We start from the raw sequence: 15,197 nt of genomic DNA, 5'->3' as shown, positions 1-15,197 counted from the left end.
CACGACACTGTTCAATTAACATCAATTTAGAGACATAGGATTATGGCTTCCGATTTATCCAAGTACAGAAACATAGGTATCTTCGCGCACGTTGACGCGGGTAAAACCACCACAACTGAGCGTATCCTGAAACTGACCGGTAAAATCCACAAGACAGGTGAAGTTCACGAAGGTGAATCCACCATGGACTTCATGGATCAGGAAGCCGAGCGCGGTATCACCATTCAGTCTGCTGCGACAACCTGTGCATGGAAAGATCACCGTCTGAATGTGATCGATACCCCGGGACACGTTGACTTCACTATCGAAGTCTATCGTTCACTGAAAGTGCTCGACGGTGGTATCGGCGTATTCTGTGGTAGTGGTGGTGTTGAGCCCCAATCTGAAACCAACTGGCGTTATGCCAACGAATCTGAAGTATCGCGTCTGATCTATGTCAACAAGCTTGACCGTATGGGCGCCGATTTCTACCGCGTCGTCAAACAGGTTGAAGATGTTCTGGCCGCGACTCCGCTGGTTATGGTGCTGCCAATCGGTATCGAAGACGAATTCAAAGGTGTGGTAGACCTGTTGACTCAGAAAGCCTGGTACTGGCCTGATGAGAAAGATCCGGAAAACTACAACATTGAAGAGCCACCTGCAGAGATGGCTGACCAAATCGCTGAATGGCGTGAAAAACTGATTGAAACTGCGGTTGAGCAGGATGATGATCTGATGGAGAAATACCTGGAAGGTGAAGAGCCATCTATCGATGAACTCAAAGCCTGTATCCGTAAAGGTACATTGAATCTGTCTTTCTTCCCAACCTACTGCGGTAGCTCATTCAAAAACAAGGGTCTGCAACTCTTGCTGGATGCTGTTGTTGATTATCTGCCTGATCCGACTCAGGTGGACCCACAACCAGAAGTCGATCTGGAAGGCAATGAAACCGGTAAAGTCGCAACTGTTGACATCAATGGTCCACTGCGTGCACTGGCATTCAAAATCATGGATGACCGTTTCGGTGCCCTGACCTTTATCCGTGTTTACTCCGGTGAAATCCGCAAGGGCGACACCATCATGAATACCTTCACCGGCAAGACCGAACGTGTTGGTCGTATGGTGGAAATGCATGCTAACGACCGTAATGAACTCGATTATGCGCATGCGGGTGATATCGTTGCCATTATCGGCATGAAAGACACCCAGACCGGTCATACACTCTGCGATCCGAAAAACCCGGCAACCCTGGAACCAATGGTATTCCCGGATCCTGTTATCTCTATTGCGATCGCGCCGAAGGATAAAGGTTCTGCTGAAAAACTCGGTATCGCGCTGGGTAAAATGATCAAAGAAGATCCGTCATTCCGTGTGGAAACCGACGAAGACAGTGGCGAAACCATCATGAAAGGGATGGGTGAGCTGCACCTGGATATCAAAGTCGACATCCTCAAGCGGACTCATGGTATTGACGTTATTGTCGGTGAGCCTCAGGTTGCCTACCGTGAAACCATCACCAAACCGGTTACTGACACTTATACCCACAAGAAACAAACCGGTGGTTCCGGTCAGTTCGCCCGTATTGATTACACCATCGAGCCAGGTGAAGCAGGCAGCGGTTTTGTATTCGAATCAACGGTTACTGGTGGTAACGTACCCCGCGAATTCTGGCCGGCAGTAGAAAGCGGCTTCAAGAAAATGATGAACCGCGGTGTGATGGCGGGATTCCCATGCCTTGACGTTAAAGTGAATCTGCAGGATGGTGCCTTCCACGCGGTTGACTCCTCAGCAGTGGCTTATGAGCTGGCTGCACAGGCTGCTTACCGTCAGTCCATGCCTAAAGCCGGTCCTCAGCTGCTGGAGCCCATCATGAAAGTGGATGTGTTCTCGCCTGAAGACAATGTTGGTGATGTGATCGGTGACCTTAACCGTCGTCGCGGCATGATCAAGTCACAAGAGCCGGGCGCTACAGGTGTTCGTATCAAGGCTGACGTCCCGTTGAGCGAAATGTTCGGTTACATTGGTACACTGCGTACCATGACTTCGGGTCGTGGTCAGTTCTCAATGGAATTCCTGCAATACAGCGCATGTCCTCGTAACGTGGCTGATGAAGTGATTAAGGAAGTTCAGGAACGCGAAGCTGCCAAGAAATAATCTGATTATTTCTGAACGATTAAAAGGGCTGATTTTTTATCAGCCCTTTTTTTTGCCCGAAATAAAGGGAACCAAGCGAGTTCATAAGCACCATAGTTAATGTGAAGCCTGATTCAGGAGCAGCGATGGAACTCACAAGGCATGGCTTGAATATCGGTTTGGAGCGTTCAGGTGATCAGTTTTATCTTTCTTTAAAAGTCAGCGGCAAACTGACTCATGAAGATTATCAGAGTATGACGCCGATGCTCGAAGCGGCGCTGGCTGAAATCACATCGCCGAAAGTGAATGCCTTCATTGATGCCGTCGAGCTCGAAGGCTGGGAACCGAGAGCTGTCTGGGATGATTTCAAGCTGGCACTCAAACACGGTAACGAGTTCGAAAAGATTGCCATTTATGGTTACAAAAAATGGCAGTCGGTGGCGGCCAGGCTGAGCAGCTGGTTTATTTCCGGTGAAGTGAAATTTTTCGACGATCCGAAACAGGCATTGCAGTGGTTGAACCAATAATCTAATGGAGGTCACATGACAAAAGTTCTGGTGGTTTATTACAGTATGTACGGCCATGTCGAAACGCTGGCAAAAGCTGTCGCCGATGGTGCCAGACAGGTTCAGGGCACAGACGTGACAGTCAAGCGGGTGCCTGAACTGATGACCAAAGAGCAGGCCGAAAAAGCCGGTGCCAAGTTGGACCAGGAAGCGCCGGTCGCCAGCCCGGATGAGTTGGCAGAGTATGATGCGATCATCTTCGGCACCCCGACACGCTACGGTAATATGTGCGCTCAGATGCGACAGTTCCTGGACCAGACCGGCGGTCTCTGGGCGAAAGGCAAATTGATAGGCAAAGTGGGCAGTGTCTTCACTTCTACGGGTAGTCAACATGGCGGTCAGGAGACGACGCTGACGTCGTTTCATACCAATCTGTTCCACTTTGGCATGGTGGTGGTCGGTGTACCCTATTCTGTACCGGAATTGACCAATATGGATGAAATCACTGGCGGTACGCCTTACGGTGCGAGTACGCTCGCGGGTGGAGACGGTAGTCGGCAACCGTCGGATAACGAACTCGTCATTGCCCGGTTCCAGGGGGAGCATGTCGCCAAAGTAGCCAGCAAACTACAGGGTGGTTTGGATTAAAGCCTATCTGATTGAGTGGAAACAGCACACCCCGTATGGCGATGTCACATTGTCATACGGGGGCTGTCGCATTCATGGCAAAACCGAAACGGGATATTTTAATCCGGGATCGCTTTTCTTATAATCATCAGCTTCGGAGTGTAGCTCAGCCTGGTAGAGCACTGCCTTCGGGAGGCAGGGGTCGGAGGTTCGAATCCTCTCACTCCGACCAGATTTTTTTCAATTGTGCCGACGCTACGCCTGCTGCATATACCGGATATTGGCTTACAGCCTTCAAATTATCATCGGTTTCTGTGTGAATTTTCTGACCGTATCCGCACTGAAAACCTGCAATAAATTCTTCGTTGTGACCATGCCTTCGCTACTTCCAACATGACAGCCCGAACGAGGCCAGCTAGCGGACGCGGGTAATGACAGGGTTGTGAACAGCGCATGACTGGCAAAATGATGTTGGGGATTTGGGCAGACTGGCACAGCATGCTCAGAAACTAAGTAGCAAATAGCACGTCGAAAACTGGGATGACACCAATGTGATCTGAACAGCCAGAAGGAGAAAAAAATGTTTCGCCAGAACCCAAGCCAACTCATTCATCCCGGTCTATTTTTATCATGGCTCATGTTGCTGGGCCTGATAACACCAGCGAGCACTGCCATAGCTGAAGGTGATTTAACCCGTCAGGAACCCATCACTGTGGAAGTGCAACTGGGGGTGGGTAATGCACATCAGTTTTCACCCAGTCACCTGGAATTTGAGACCGGTAAGCTCTACAAGCTGGTGTTAATCAACAACAGCAGCGTTAAACACTATTTCACCTCCTATGGTTTGGCAAAGCGGGTCTTCTCGCGCAAGGTACAGGTGATGAAAGAAAGCGGGGAAGGGTTTAGCCGTACTGCTGAAATTAAAGGCGACATCAGTGAAGTCGAGGTGTTTCCGGGCCATCGGGTTGAATGGTGGTTTGTGCCGGTGCAGACCGGTGAGCTGACTGATCTGCATTGTCATGTCGATGATGAGGCTTCTGGTATGACACATGCCGAGTTGGGCATGACAGGCTCTATCACTATTCGCTGAAACTGTTAAAAACAGGCGGGGGGCGTGATGCCCCGCCTGCACGCCAATAACTAATTGACCAAACTCTGAATAGGTGCCGGGATTCGACCACCCAATCGCACAAAACGATTTTCCTGGCTGCCCATATTCACTGCCATCACCGGGCCTTCACCCAGCAGACCGCCGAAGACGACATGATCACCGGCCTGTTTGCCCGGCGCCGGAATCAACCGGGCTGCCGTGGTTTTCTTGTTGATAACACCAATCGCCATTTCATCGGCAATAATCGCAGACAGCATTTCTGCTGAGGTATCACCGGGCAGGGCGATCATATCGAGACCGACCGAGCAGACAGCGGTCATCGCTTCCAGTTTTTCCAGCGCCAGCGTGCCCTCTGCGGCTGAGCGGGCGATGGTCAGATCTTCACAGACCGGGATGAAAGCACCGCTCAACCCACCAACATGGGAGCTGGCAAAGGCGCCGCCTTTTTTAACCGCATCATTGAGCATAGCGAGAAACGCGGTGCTACCGGGTGCACCAATTGCAGGCAGGCCGATAGCTTCAAAGATCTCACCGACACTGTCGTTTTCATTCGGGGTCGGCGCCAGTGACAAATCGACAATGCCAAAGGGCAGACCCAGGATCTCAGCGACCTCACGGCCAACCAGTTCACCGGCACGGGTCAGACGGGCTGCGGTCTGTTTAATGACATCGGCAGCGCGGCTGAGATCCATATTGTCTTCTTCCACCATCGCACGCTCCAGCGCGGCTTTGACCACGCCGGGGCCACTGACACCGACACTGACCACAGCATCGGCTTCACCGATACCCAGGTAAGCGCCGGCCATAAAAGGCACGTCCTGGGGAATATTAGCAAATACCACCAGTTTGGCGGCAGCCAGACCATCATCATGAGCGGTCATTTCAGCCGCCTGTTTGATCACGACCCCCATGCGTTTGATGGCGTCCATATTGAGGCCGGCCCGGGTGCTGGCGACATTGACCGAAGAGCAGACCCGCTGGCTTTCGGTCAAAGCCTGTGGAATCGCCTCAATCAGCGCCTGGTCGCCGTGACTCATGCCTTTCTCGACCAGCGCGCTGAAACCACCGACAAAATCCACGCCCAGCTCAATCGCTGCCTTATCCAGCGTCAGCGCGATTTCGACCATTTGATCAGCATTAAACGGGGCGCCGACCACGCCGATCGGACTCACCGAAATACGCTTATTGGCTACTTCAATACCGTAACGGCGTTCAATACGGTTGCAGGTTGCGACCAGCTGACCGGCGGTACGGGTGATTTTGTCGTAAATCTTGCGTTTGAACGTCTCAATATCATCGCTGACACAGTCCGTTAAATTAATGCCGACAGTGACGGTACGCAGGTCCAGGTTTTCCTCACGGACCATTTGCAGGGTGGAAATAATCTCTTTTGGCGTAAGCATGCTGAGTCCTGATTTAACGGAAGATTAGTTGAGAATATTGCTGACAGATTCGAATATCCTGCGGTGTTGGACATTGATTTCCAGCTCCAGTCTGGCAGCAATCGAGTCGAGCGCATCACGCAGATCGTTCATCACTGTAGCGCGGGGCACATCGACTTCAAATACCATGAGGTTATCCATTGGATTTTTACCGCCTTTGAAAATAGCCTGAATATTGGTGATATTGACGCCATGATGGAATAATTCACCGGCGATTTCGGCGACCAGTCCCTGACGATCAGGACCAATCGCGGTAACAATATAGGGCTGAGTCTCGGGCTTGTTCTGATGCCAATCTGAGGCAGCTGTCTGCCAGGGGTGGACCCGGATATACAGGTTCATCCCCTCAGTCTGCTGCTGCAGCGACTGCTGCAATCGTTCGGCATTGTCATCCTCAGCCAGATTAGCCATCAGCAGGGCGCCGAATACGTTATCCAGCAGGGTTTGACTGAGATTTTCAATATTGCCGTTATGCTCTTTGATGACGCGGGCTACGGTGGCCATGATGCCGGGCTGGTCGCTACCCAAAACAGAAATTAAAACTTTATTCATTTGTGATATTCCAGAACTCAGACTGCGATTAATTAGACCGTACTAGCGGGTAAAGACAGGGCAGGGCGCTGCAAGTTCAGCGCTTGGCAATGATCCAGACGGCATGGACGATTCCCGGAATATAACCCAGCAGGGTCAAGAGAATATTAAGCCAGAAGGCGCCACCGAGTCCGACTTGTAGGAATACCCCAAGTGGTGGCAATAAGATCGCAATAAGAACGCGGATAAAATCCATGAAAATCTTCCTTCAAAAATATCAGTAGCCCTGGATACGTGACCACAACAGACCAATCAGCCAGCCTGCTAACATCACGACCAGGGCAAGAACGATGACGACAGCCAGAATAAACAGCATATTCTCCAGCAAGGAGCGACGTGCAGTTTGTTGCGGAGCCTGCTCATAATGTGCCAGCAATTCACTGTTCTTCTGGTTGGCTTTCCAGACAAAATCAAACAGGTCCCCGATTACAGGCAGACTGCCTACGCCGGTATCGATCAGTACATTAATGACCATTCTCAGCAGTACGCTACGCGGCACACCCAATTGATTGGCTTTAATCACAATCAGAGAAGCCAGGAGACCACTGAAGAAATCACCTAAGCCAGGAATCAGACCGATAAAGCCGTCGAGCCCGATTCGGTAGCCGCCCGGAAGCGGTATGCTGTTATCGAGTAGCCAGCTCAGTTTTTCATGAAAACGTCTTTTTGCTGTCATTCCTCATCCCGTGCAGCGTCTTCAGCCAGCTCGGCCAGGATTTGCTGCATATCCTGCGGTAAATCCACCTGCCAGCTGACATCCTCTCCGGTGGAGGGATGTTTGAAGCCTAACACACCGGCATGCAGAGCCTGACGCCGGAAGCCCTGAATCGCTTCACGGCACTTTTCCGACATACCCTTGGGAATCTTGAATCGGCCGCCATAGACCGGGTCGCCGAGCAGAGGATGACGGATATGTGCCATGTGCACCCGAATCTGATGGGTACGGCCGGTTTCCAGTTTACAGCGGATATAGGTATGGGCGCGGAAACGCTGGTCGACCCGGTAATGAGTGACGGCCGGTTTACCGCCCTGACTGATGGCCATGCGTTTGCGATCAATATGATGACGACCGATGGGCTCGTCCACCGTGCCGCCGGCGGTCATGACGCCGACCGCAATAGCCTGATACTCACGTATAACAGTGCGGGCCTGCAACTGCGACACCAGTGAGTTATGCGCCTGCAGGGTTTTAGCTACCATCAACAAGCCGGTGGTGGCTTTATCGATTCGGTGCACAATGCCGGCACGAGGAATATTGGCCAGTTGCGGTGCATGAGCCAGCAGGGCGTTGACCAGCGTACCCTGCTGATTACCGGCACCGGGGTGAACCACCATGCCAGCGGGTTTGTTAAGAATGATGACATCACCATCTTCATAGACAATATCCAGCGAGATAGCTTCGGCCTGCCAGCTGTCGTCCTGTTTTTCCAGGGTGGTGTTAATCGTGACCTGCTCACCGCCGGAAACACTGTCGCGTGGACGAAGCTGATTATCGTCAACAGTGACATCACCGGCTTTAATCCACTTTGTCAGCTGGCCACGGGAGAACTCGGGAAACATTCTGGCAAGGGCCTGATCCAGGCGCATGCCATTGAGTTCTTCGGGGATAACATCATCAAGTTGAATTTTTTCGGACATAGTAGGGGGGGCGGAAACGGCCAATTGCAGGTGATTAAAGCGTAATTATAACGTAGGCTAGGCATAGAGTTTGGATTAGGAGTGCAGGATGTTGTTATCCCGGCTTTTCATGGCCTGTTTTTTACTGCTGACCTCTGTCTCTTTGCAGGCTGAAGATCGCAATGCCGCTCTGCTGGCTTCCAGCTGTGCAGCCTGCCACGGTACCCAGGGCCATAGTGTCGGCGGTATGCCCAGTCTTGCCGGCCTTGACAGGCTCTATTTTATTGAGCAAATGCAGTTGTTTCAGCGTGGTGAACGACCTGCGACAGTGATGATGCAGCATGCCCGCGGCTACAGCGAAGAAGAAATCCGCTTACTGGCCGATTTCTTTGCTAAGCATAAGTAAGCTTATCTGTAGATTACAGCGGTTCATAGCGATTTCCGGATCAAGGCTGCGGCAATCAAAAAGAGGCTCTATTCGCAGCTGTTTCTGTTTCGGTCCGATGCTGCAACATCATTGATGGCGCCGAACATAAAACCTCTGCGCGAGAATGCCGATAATCCATGCAATTCATCAGCGGCCATCCTGGTAATCTGTGGATAGAATAATGTCAGCGAGGCTGACACTGCCGGCAATAGTAGGTTGCCCTCTGTGCCTGACGAATACAGATAATCGGTTGCTCACAAAGCAGGCAGGGCTGATCCTGCCGTCCGTACACATGCAGTTCCTGAGTGAAGTAACCCGGTTTGCCGTCACTTTTACGAAAGTCACGCAGCGTAGTGCCGCCGGCCAGCAGGGCTTTCTCCAAAACCAGTTTTATAGCCTCTACCAGTTTCTGCATTTTGGCTTTACTGATTTTGCCCGCCGCCCTGGCCGGATGAATGCCGGATAGGAACAAGGCTTCATTGGCATAAATATTACCGACGCCGACAACAATCTCGCCATTCATGATAAAGCTTTTGATATTACTGCTGCGGCCTTTGGCACGCTGATAAAGGTAGTCGCCGTCAAAATCCTCTGATAGCGGTTCCGGACCCAGATGATGGATCAGGGGATGCTGATCCGTATTGTCTTCAGACCAGAGCATCGCACCGAAACGTCTCGGATCGTTAAAACGCAGCACCTTGCCGTTAGTGAAATAAATATCGACATGGTCGTGTTTAGCGATGTTGTCGTCATTATCGAGCACCCGTAACCGGCCGGACATACCCAGATGAATCATCAGTGTGCCACTGTCACATCGCAGCAGCAGATACTTGGCGCGGCGGGCAACCTGGTGCACTGTCTGACCGGTCACGAGTTGTTCCAGGCCATCCGGTACCGGCCATCGCAGGCCACGGTGTCGGACGGTCATGCTGTTGATGGATTGACCCTCAATAAAGGGCTGGATACCACGGCGCGTGGTTTCAACTTCAGGTAATTCAGGCATTTCAGGGTGTCGGTGGTGAGGGCAGCAACTGGCTCAGCATGGCCAGCGGGAAATCATACTGCAGACGCAGCGCGGGATTAATCAACTGTAGCGTGTCGCCGTTTTGACGCATCAACAACTGAACCGGTTCTGAATGGTCGGCAAGCCAGAGCTTGACTTGTGGTTCCTGCAAGCGGCTCAACGCCATGTCATTCAGATAACGTACTTGCATCGCATAGGCATGTTGCCAACTGTCTGCCAGCATTTTCATCGCGTCGGCACTGAGTTCAACGTTATCACTTTGCCACTGACCGTCCTGTAAAGACAGGTTGATCCTGTCATCGCTATCAAGTGTTGAGGGGAGTGACAGACGGTTCAAGCGATTGGTTTCAGCAATCAGGCGATTGTCAACAAAGCTCCCGGCAGAGGCAGTCAGCAGTGGGGTGACATCATCCTGAACCAGAAAAATCATGCCCTGATGTAAAACATAGCGATTCTCACTGATTGATTCGACGCCACCAAAAGCAAACTGCTCATTGTTCATGCTCAGGATCACTTCGGGATCGCTGAGTCCGAACTGTTGCAATGCCGCCTCATCCATGGGTTGGAATTCTCCGTGTACAGGCGCCTTGAGCAGACTCAAAAGCAGATTGACACGAGTAGGATTGGCACGGGCATTAAAGGGGGCGGTGAGAATCCACTGGCTCTGTTGTCGTTCAAGCCGTAAATTGACTTTGCCCTCGCGCGCGATTTGAATCAGCTCAATGTCTTCCGTCTCAAGCGTTGACAGGGTGGCAGCCTCTTCCTCAGGCGCTTGCTCACGTTGTGAAAGCCACAACAAAGCAATCACGATGGCCAGTAAAATCAGATTGGTCAGATAGCTGCTTTTCATCGACGTCGTCTCCGCCACCAGATACCCAGGCCGGTAGCCAGTAACAGTAATGGTATCACCAGCAGGAAGCCAAAACCGATCACGATGGTCTGGGTGCGGCTCAGATCCAGTTGAGTACCGGTGCTGGTTTTTACCGGGATCTCAATCAGTCTGTCATCGGCAGCCAGCCAGTTGGCCAGCGCCATGGCCAGGTCCAGGTTGGCGGCATTGCCGATATAGGCATTACTGGCAAAATCGCTGTCACCTATCACAGCGATTCTCTGTTCCAGTTTGCCGTCAGCCAACGGACGGCTCAGCAGGTAGCCCATAGACAAGGGGCCTGATACATCAGCACCGGCATCATAAGCTTGTGACCCCAGGTTGCTCTGATTGATCGGCGTAGTTTCAACCCAGGCACCGGGTTGGCTGCTCAACAGATTGAGACTGCGCCATGGCTGATTCTGTTCAAGCCGTTCCGTTTCCTGAATAGCAATGGCATCCGCAAGCAGGGACACACTGGCGACTGCCTGCCCAATCGGGTGATTGGCGTAGTCACTGATCAGGACAAAACGTGGGTCTTCGAGTCCCAGGCTGAGTGAGGTCGGGTCCATCACCGTACCGGTGATGAATTCAATGCCCAGCATTTCACTCAGCGCCATGAGCGAATCACTCTGCTCCGGATCAGCCAGCCACAGCAGGTTGCCGCCTCCGTTGAGGTAGTCTTTTACCAGCTCGACCTCGCCCGGCAGCCAGTCCTCGGTGGGGCTGGCGATGACCACTGCTGCAGTATTGGCCGGAATCTGCGGTGTGGTGATCAGGTCCTGTGCCTGCAGTTTAAAGCCCTGGCTCTCCAGCTGTCTGGCCCAGGTAGCGAAACTGAAACTGTTTTTTTCAAACAAGCTGCGCTCCCCATGGCCCTCGATAAACACCAGCCACTGTTGTTGCTGACGGGAGACACTAATCAGGGCGTTGGTCAACGACTGTTCCGATAAATCCAGTACATGCTGAGTCTGTTCCCCCCGGCTGACCACCATTTCTCCCTGTTGCTGAATATTCAATCCACGTACCAGTTCCGGTGAAAAATTGGGGTCAACGTAGTCCACGCTGAGTTTGTCACTATGGTGCTGGTAGCGAGTGACCAGGTCCACGACTGCATGGCGGTATTCATAATCAGGACTGACAAAAACCTGAATCTGAACGGGGTCCTGCAGATTGTCGAGCATTTGCAAAGTCGTGTCTGACAGGGTGTGGCGGGCATTAGCAGTCCAGTCGAACTGATGGTTGTGATCCACAGACATTTTGCCCAGCAAAATGACCACGGTGATCAGCAACAGATAAAACAGGGCCTGTTGTAGACGGAATAAGCGTTGTGTGCGACGAGTGATTTTCATAATGAGTGGGGATCAGTCCAGTCTTTCTCTTTCCAGTCGACGAACAGTCAGTAGCAGAAATGCGGCGATGACAATCAGATAAAAACTCAGATCCTGCGTATTGACCTGACCGCGGGTCATGGGCTCAAAATGACTTAGCAGGGAGAGCCAGCTTAAGACCGAATAATCGCCCGCACTGTTACCCGCCCAATCAATGATCCAGAGCAGAAAAAGCAATGAGAAGGTGCTGACTGCGGCAATGGTCGGTTGACGGGTCAGGGACGACATAAAAATGCCAATCGCTGTGAAGCTGGCAATCAGCAAACTCAGCCCCAGCATACCGGCACTGAGCTGATACCAGTCCAACTGCGTGCCGATACTGAGCGAAAGCGGCATTAACAGGGTCATCAACGCTATCAGCAGGAAAAATAACAGATTGCCCAGATACTTACCCAGTACGAGCTGAGTACTGCTGAGTGGGGCAGATGTCAGCAAGGGCAGTGTGTCATTTCGCCGTTCTTCTGCCAAGCTGCGCATAGTGAGTAGTGGGGTAATCAGCAGGATAATGATGGCAGCATTAGTCAGTAATGGCATGGCCACCATTTCAGTGACACCGGGGGCACCGGGGATGGCTGAGATGCGGGCCTGAATGCTGCTGAAGTAATCAATATGGGTCAGAAAAAGATAGGCCAGCAACACTTGCGCCAGTGCCAGCATGACCCAGGCCAGTGGTGACAGAAACAGGCGATGCAGTTCATTTCGGGCGATATTAAACATCGGCATTCTCTTTCTGAATGATCTTCATAAATACGTCCTCCAGCGATCGTTGTTCCGGCATCAAGAGGGTCAGATGCCAGTTGTTACTGACTGCGTGGCTGAGCAGGGCCTGGGTGGGGTTATGCTCAGGACGGTAATGGAGTCGATAACGCGACGGGTGAATAGTCTCCACCGAGGTGATGCCTTCAATCTGCTTGAGCAGATCGGCTGCCAATGGCTGCTCAAACTCAACCAGCAGAGTATGCGCCTGCATCTGCAGGCTCAGCTCATCAATCGTGTCGTTAAACAGTAATTGACCCTGGGAAATGATCTGCACCCGGTCACACAGCATCTGTACTTCCGGCAGGATATGTGTTGAGAGAATGACACTATGCTCATCCGCAATCTGACGGATTAACTGGCGGATTTCACGGATCTGGATTGGATCCAGACCGGAGGTGGGTTCATCCAGTATCACGACTGCGGGCGAGTGAATAATAGCCTGAGCAATGCCGACCCGCTGTTGAAAGCCTTTGGACAGGTTGCCAATCAGTCTTTGCGCCACCGAGCTCAATCCACAGCGGGCCATGGCTGTCTCGACGGCACCATGCTGCTGTTTACCATCAATCTGGTTAAGGCGGGCGCAGAAGCGCAGAAACTCGCGAACCGTCAGTTCCTTGTATAGAGGCGGTGTTTCAGGCAGGTAACCGATGTGGGCTTTCGCCAGGCCAGGTTGATCCAGCAGATCGATATCATTGATACGGATCTCACCATGATCCGGTGCCAGGTTACCGGTCAACATACGCATCGTAGTCGACTTGCCAGCCCCATTAGGACCCAGAAAGCCTACGACTTCACCCTGACTGATACTGAAACTGACATCATCCACAGCGAGGTTGCTGCCGAAGTATCGTGATAACTGTGAAGCTTCCAGTAGTATTTTGTTACTCATAATATTCAGATGGCTTTCCTGGTATTGATTGTCCATTCTGAGGCCAGAATATAATGCTTGCTGAGCTGCTCCAGTGAGGCATATTGCTCGCTGATCTCATCCCAGCGGCCCTGCTCGTAATCTAATACATCACTGAGCAAGATGCCGAGCGGGCCAGATCGTGCTTTCAGTGCCTGCTTGGTTGTTTCCGATAATGGAAGAGGATCAATAACGTCCTCCATCCGGCGATCCAGCATGGCATCAATGGTGGAGAACAGACCGACAATAAAGCCCCCCTCGGCACTGCAGCCATAGGCACTGGCCAGCGACTCACACATTTTGGCGCGCACGAGAGAGTAATCAAGTAATTCCCTGGGTTTGTAATTGATTTCACTCATCGCTATCAACGTTGTCCATGTTGTGATGGATTTGAGGCCTAATCTCACCAGACCTTCCCTGATAGAATCAATCTGACGGGGTAGCGCCAGCGCCGCGGAATTCAGCAGACGTAGAAGCTTATAGGTCAGTCCGGCATCATTGCTGATAATTCTCTCTATATCTTCAAACTCGGTATCTGGTGACTGCAGCCGTTGAATCAAATCAAGCACAGTCTGCTGGCGAACCGGTATCGGCTTATCCTCAATAATGTCCGGTTTACAGAAAAAGAAGCCCTGAAAATAATCAAATCCGAGTTCCACACAGAGGTCGAATGCTTCCTGGGTCTCAACTTTCTCAGCAAGCAGCTTGAGATCATACTGTCGTAGCAGCTGAACATGTTCACGTAATTGATCGGTACTGAGTGCCAGAATATCTATTTTTACGATACTGGCGAGCGCTACCAGCGGTTTGAGTGAGTCATTGAAAACGAAATCATCCAGCGCGATGGTATAACCCGATGCCCGCAGCCTGCGCAGTCCTTCGAGTAACTCATCGTCCACCTCAATGTCTTCCAGTAATTCCAGCACCACCTTATTCTGGCTGGCTGGTATCGGTTCGTCATTAAGGATAAACGCGCGGGTGAGATTGATAAAAGCAACGTGGTCACCGATGACACGTTCAATGCCTAACTCAAGAAAGGCATAATTAATGACACGGCTTGTCGCGATGTCGGCTGACATCTCGCTGAGATCGGCGTTTTTATCCTGACTGTTCCGGCGGAAAAGCAATTCATAAGCAATAAGCTCGCACTCTCGATTCAGGATGGGCTGCCTCGCTATGATGGCTGCAGAGAAATTATCGCTATCGCTCATGAGTTGTTTTCCAGGAATTTCCAGCCTAATCTTAATCAGTTTTCAGGCACAAAAAAACCCGCATCGGCGGGCTTTTTTGTTAAGCAGCGTTCAAGCAGTAGTTACTTGATTTTTGCTTCTTTATACATCACATGCTTGCGCACAACGGGATCAAACTTTTTGATCTCCATCTTTTCAGGCATGGTGCGTTTGTTTTTGTCGGTGGTGTAGAAGTGACCAGTACCGGCAGACGAAACGAGTCTGATTTTATCACGCATGTCTTATCTCCTAGATTTTTTCGCCGCGAGCACGCATTTCGTCCAGTACAACATCGATGCCTTTCTTATCGATGATGCGCAGACCGTGGTTGCTGACACGCAGTTTTACCCAGCGGTTTTCAGACTCAACCCAAAAACGGTGAGATTGAAGGTTGGGTAAAAAACGACGTTTTGTTTTGTTGTGAGCGTGCGAAACGTTGTTGCCGCTCATTGGGCGTTTGCCCGTTACCTGACATACTCTGGCCATTTTAGAACCTGCTCCTGATGAACTTTACTCTTCGCAGGGTTCCAACCAAGGCCCCTGCCTGCATCTATTAAAGCCGGACTTTATACCATATAAGCTTTTA

Annotated in this window: 18 protein-coding genes and 1 tRNA gene; 6 read left to right on the top strand and 13 right to left on the bottom strand. The window is 51.5% G+C overall.

Going from position 1 to position 15,197, the window contains the following annotated elements:
* Nucleotides 1-42 precede the first annotated feature (42 nt).
* From fusA to OMQ46_RS10295, 5 genes are all read left to right on the top strand, one after another.
* Nucleotides 43-2,133 (top strand): elongation factor G, encoded by a 2,091-nt coding sequence (gene fusA, locus OMQ46_RS10315; protein WP_266236730.1) that lies wholly within the window; start codon nucleotides 43-45, stop codon nucleotides 2,131-2,133.
* Nucleotides 2,134-2,258: 125 nt separating this feature from the next.
* Complete coding sequence (locus OMQ46_RS10310; RefSeq protein WP_266236727.1) at nucleotides 2,259-2,639, top strand: STAS/SEC14 domain-containing protein; 381 nt, start codon at nucleotides 2,259-2,261, stop codon at nucleotides 2,637-2,639.
* Nucleotides 2,640-2,654: 15 nt separating this feature from the next.
* Nucleotides 2,655-3,266 (top strand): NAD(P)H:quinone oxidoreductase, encoded by a 612-nt coding sequence (wrbA, locus tag OMQ46_RS10305; RefSeq protein WP_266236726.1) that lies wholly within the window; start codon nucleotides 2,655-2,657, stop codon nucleotides 3,264-3,266.
* 134 nt (nucleotides 3,267-3,400) lie between these two features.
* Nucleotides 3,401-3,477 (top strand) — tRNA-Pro (locus OMQ46_RS10300).
* Nucleotides 3,478-3,825: 348 nt separating this feature from the next.
* The gene (locus OMQ46_RS10295; protein ID WP_266236724.1) at nucleotides 3,826-4,335 is read left to right on the top strand and encodes a hypothetical protein; all 510 of its coding nucleotides are present in this window, start codon (nucleotides 3,826-3,828) and stop codon (nucleotides 4,333-4,335) included.
* 50 nt (nucleotides 4,336-4,385) lie between these two features.
* Here the strand turns inward: OMQ46_RS10295 and OMQ46_RS10290 are convergent, their stop codons facing one another.
* The 5 genes from OMQ46_RS10290 to rluD form a co-directional block, all read right to left on the bottom strand.
* Nucleotides 4,386-5,759 carry a PFL family protein gene (locus OMQ46_RS10290; protein ID WP_266236722.1) on the bottom strand — a complete coding sequence of 458 codons (1,374 nt, stop codon included), beginning with the start codon at nucleotides 5,757-5,759 and terminating at the stop codon, nucleotides 4,386-4,388.
* Between the two features lie 24 nt (nucleotides 5,760-5,783).
* On the bottom strand, nucleotides 5,784-6,350 hold the full coding sequence (locus OMQ46_RS10285; protein ID WP_266236720.1) for a glycine cleavage system protein R: 567 nt from the start codon (nucleotides 6,348-6,350) through the stop codon (nucleotides 5,784-5,786).
* A gap of 76 nt (nucleotides 6,351-6,426) precedes the next feature.
* Nucleotides 6,427-6,585, bottom strand: coding sequence for a YqaE/Pmp3 family membrane protein (locus OMQ46_RS10280; RefSeq protein WP_266236718.1), 159 nt, complete (start codon nucleotides 6,583-6,585; stop codon nucleotides 6,427-6,429).
* Between the two features lie 21 nt (nucleotides 6,586-6,606).
* Nucleotides 6,607-7,065 carry a DUF4112 domain-containing protein gene (locus OMQ46_RS10275; protein ID WP_266236716.1) on the bottom strand — a complete coding sequence of 153 codons (459 nt, stop codon included), beginning with the start codon at nucleotides 7,063-7,065 and terminating at the stop codon, nucleotides 6,607-6,609.
* Nucleotides 7,062-8,027 carry a 23S rRNA pseudouridine(1911/1915/1917) synthase RluD gene (rluD, locus tag OMQ46_RS10270; protein WP_266236714.1) on the bottom strand — a complete coding sequence of 322 codons (966 nt, stop codon included), beginning with the start codon at nucleotides 8,025-8,027 and terminating at the stop codon, nucleotides 7,062-7,064. Before rluD ends, OMQ46_RS10275 begins: the two co-directional genes overlap by 4 nt.
* Before the next feature lie 88 nt (nucleotides 8,028-8,115).
* Between rluD and OMQ46_RS10265 the strand changes: the two genes are divergently transcribed.
* Nucleotides 8,116-8,412, top strand: a complete 297-nt coding sequence (locus tag OMQ46_RS10265) for a c-type cytochrome (protein WP_266236712.1) — start codon at nucleotides 8,116-8,118, stop codon at nucleotides 8,410-8,412.
* A 205-nt stretch (nucleotides 8,413-8,617) separates the two neighbouring features.
* Here OMQ46_RS10265 and mutM read toward each other — a convergent pair whose 3' ends face one another.
* The 8 genes from mutM to rpmB all read right to left on the bottom strand — a co-directional run bounded on the left by mutM (nucleotide 8,618) and on the right by rpmB (nucleotide 15,097).
* Nucleotides 8,618-9,436: a bifunctional DNA-formamidopyrimidine glycosylase/DNA-(apurinic or apyrimidinic site) lyase gene (mutM, locus tag OMQ46_RS10260; RefSeq protein ID WP_266236710.1), complete on the bottom strand. Its 819-nt coding sequence runs from the start codon at nucleotides 9,434-9,436 to the stop codon at nucleotides 8,618-8,620.
* Between the two features lies 1 nt (nucleotide 9,437).
* Nucleotides 9,438-10,307: a DUF4340 domain-containing protein gene (locus tag OMQ46_RS10255; protein ID WP_266236708.1), complete on the bottom strand. Its 870-nt coding sequence runs from the start codon at nucleotides 10,305-10,307 to the stop codon at nucleotides 9,438-9,440.
* On the bottom strand, nucleotides 10,304-11,677 hold the full coding sequence (locus OMQ46_RS10250; RefSeq protein ID WP_266236707.1) for a GldG family protein: 1,374 nt from the start codon (nucleotides 11,675-11,677) through the stop codon (nucleotides 10,304-10,306). The genes OMQ46_RS10255 and OMQ46_RS10250 overlap by 4 nt, the downstream gene beginning before the upstream one ends.
* Before the next feature lie 12 nt (nucleotides 11,678-11,689).
* Nucleotides 11,690-12,433, bottom strand: a complete 744-nt coding sequence (locus OMQ46_RS10245; RefSeq protein ID WP_266236706.1) for an ABC transporter permease — start codon at nucleotides 12,431-12,433, stop codon at nucleotides 11,690-11,692.
* On the bottom strand, nucleotides 12,426-13,364 hold the full coding sequence (locus tag OMQ46_RS10240) for an ABC transporter ATP-binding protein (RefSeq protein ID WP_266236704.1): 939 nt from the start codon (nucleotides 13,362-13,364) through the stop codon (nucleotides 12,426-12,428). The genes OMQ46_RS10245 and OMQ46_RS10240 overlap by 8 nt, the downstream gene beginning before the upstream one ends.
* A 5-nt stretch (nucleotides 13,365-13,369) precedes the next feature.
* Nucleotides 13,370-14,593, bottom strand: coding sequence for an EAL and HDOD domain-containing protein (locus OMQ46_RS10235; RefSeq protein WP_266236703.1), 1,224 nt, complete (start codon nucleotides 14,591-14,593; stop codon nucleotides 13,370-13,372).
* Between the two features lie 101 nt (nucleotides 14,594-14,694).
* Complete coding sequence (rpmG, locus tag OMQ46_RS10230; protein ID WP_266236702.1) at nucleotides 14,695-14,850, bottom strand: 50S ribosomal protein L33; 156 nt, start codon at nucleotides 14,848-14,850, stop codon at nucleotides 14,695-14,697.
* Between the two features lie 10 nt (nucleotides 14,851-14,860).
* Entirely contained in the window at nucleotides 14,861-15,097 is a 237-nt protein-coding gene (gene rpmB / locus OMQ46_RS10225; protein ID WP_266236701.1) for a 50S ribosomal protein L28, read from the bottom strand.
* Nucleotides 15,098-15,197: the final 100 nt, after the last annotated feature.

The sequence above is a fragment of the Methylophaga sp. OBS1 genome, assembly GCF_026319365.1.
The sequence above is the reverse complement of the archived record's forward strand: the minus strand, read 5'-3'. Positions and strand labels throughout refer to the sequence as shown.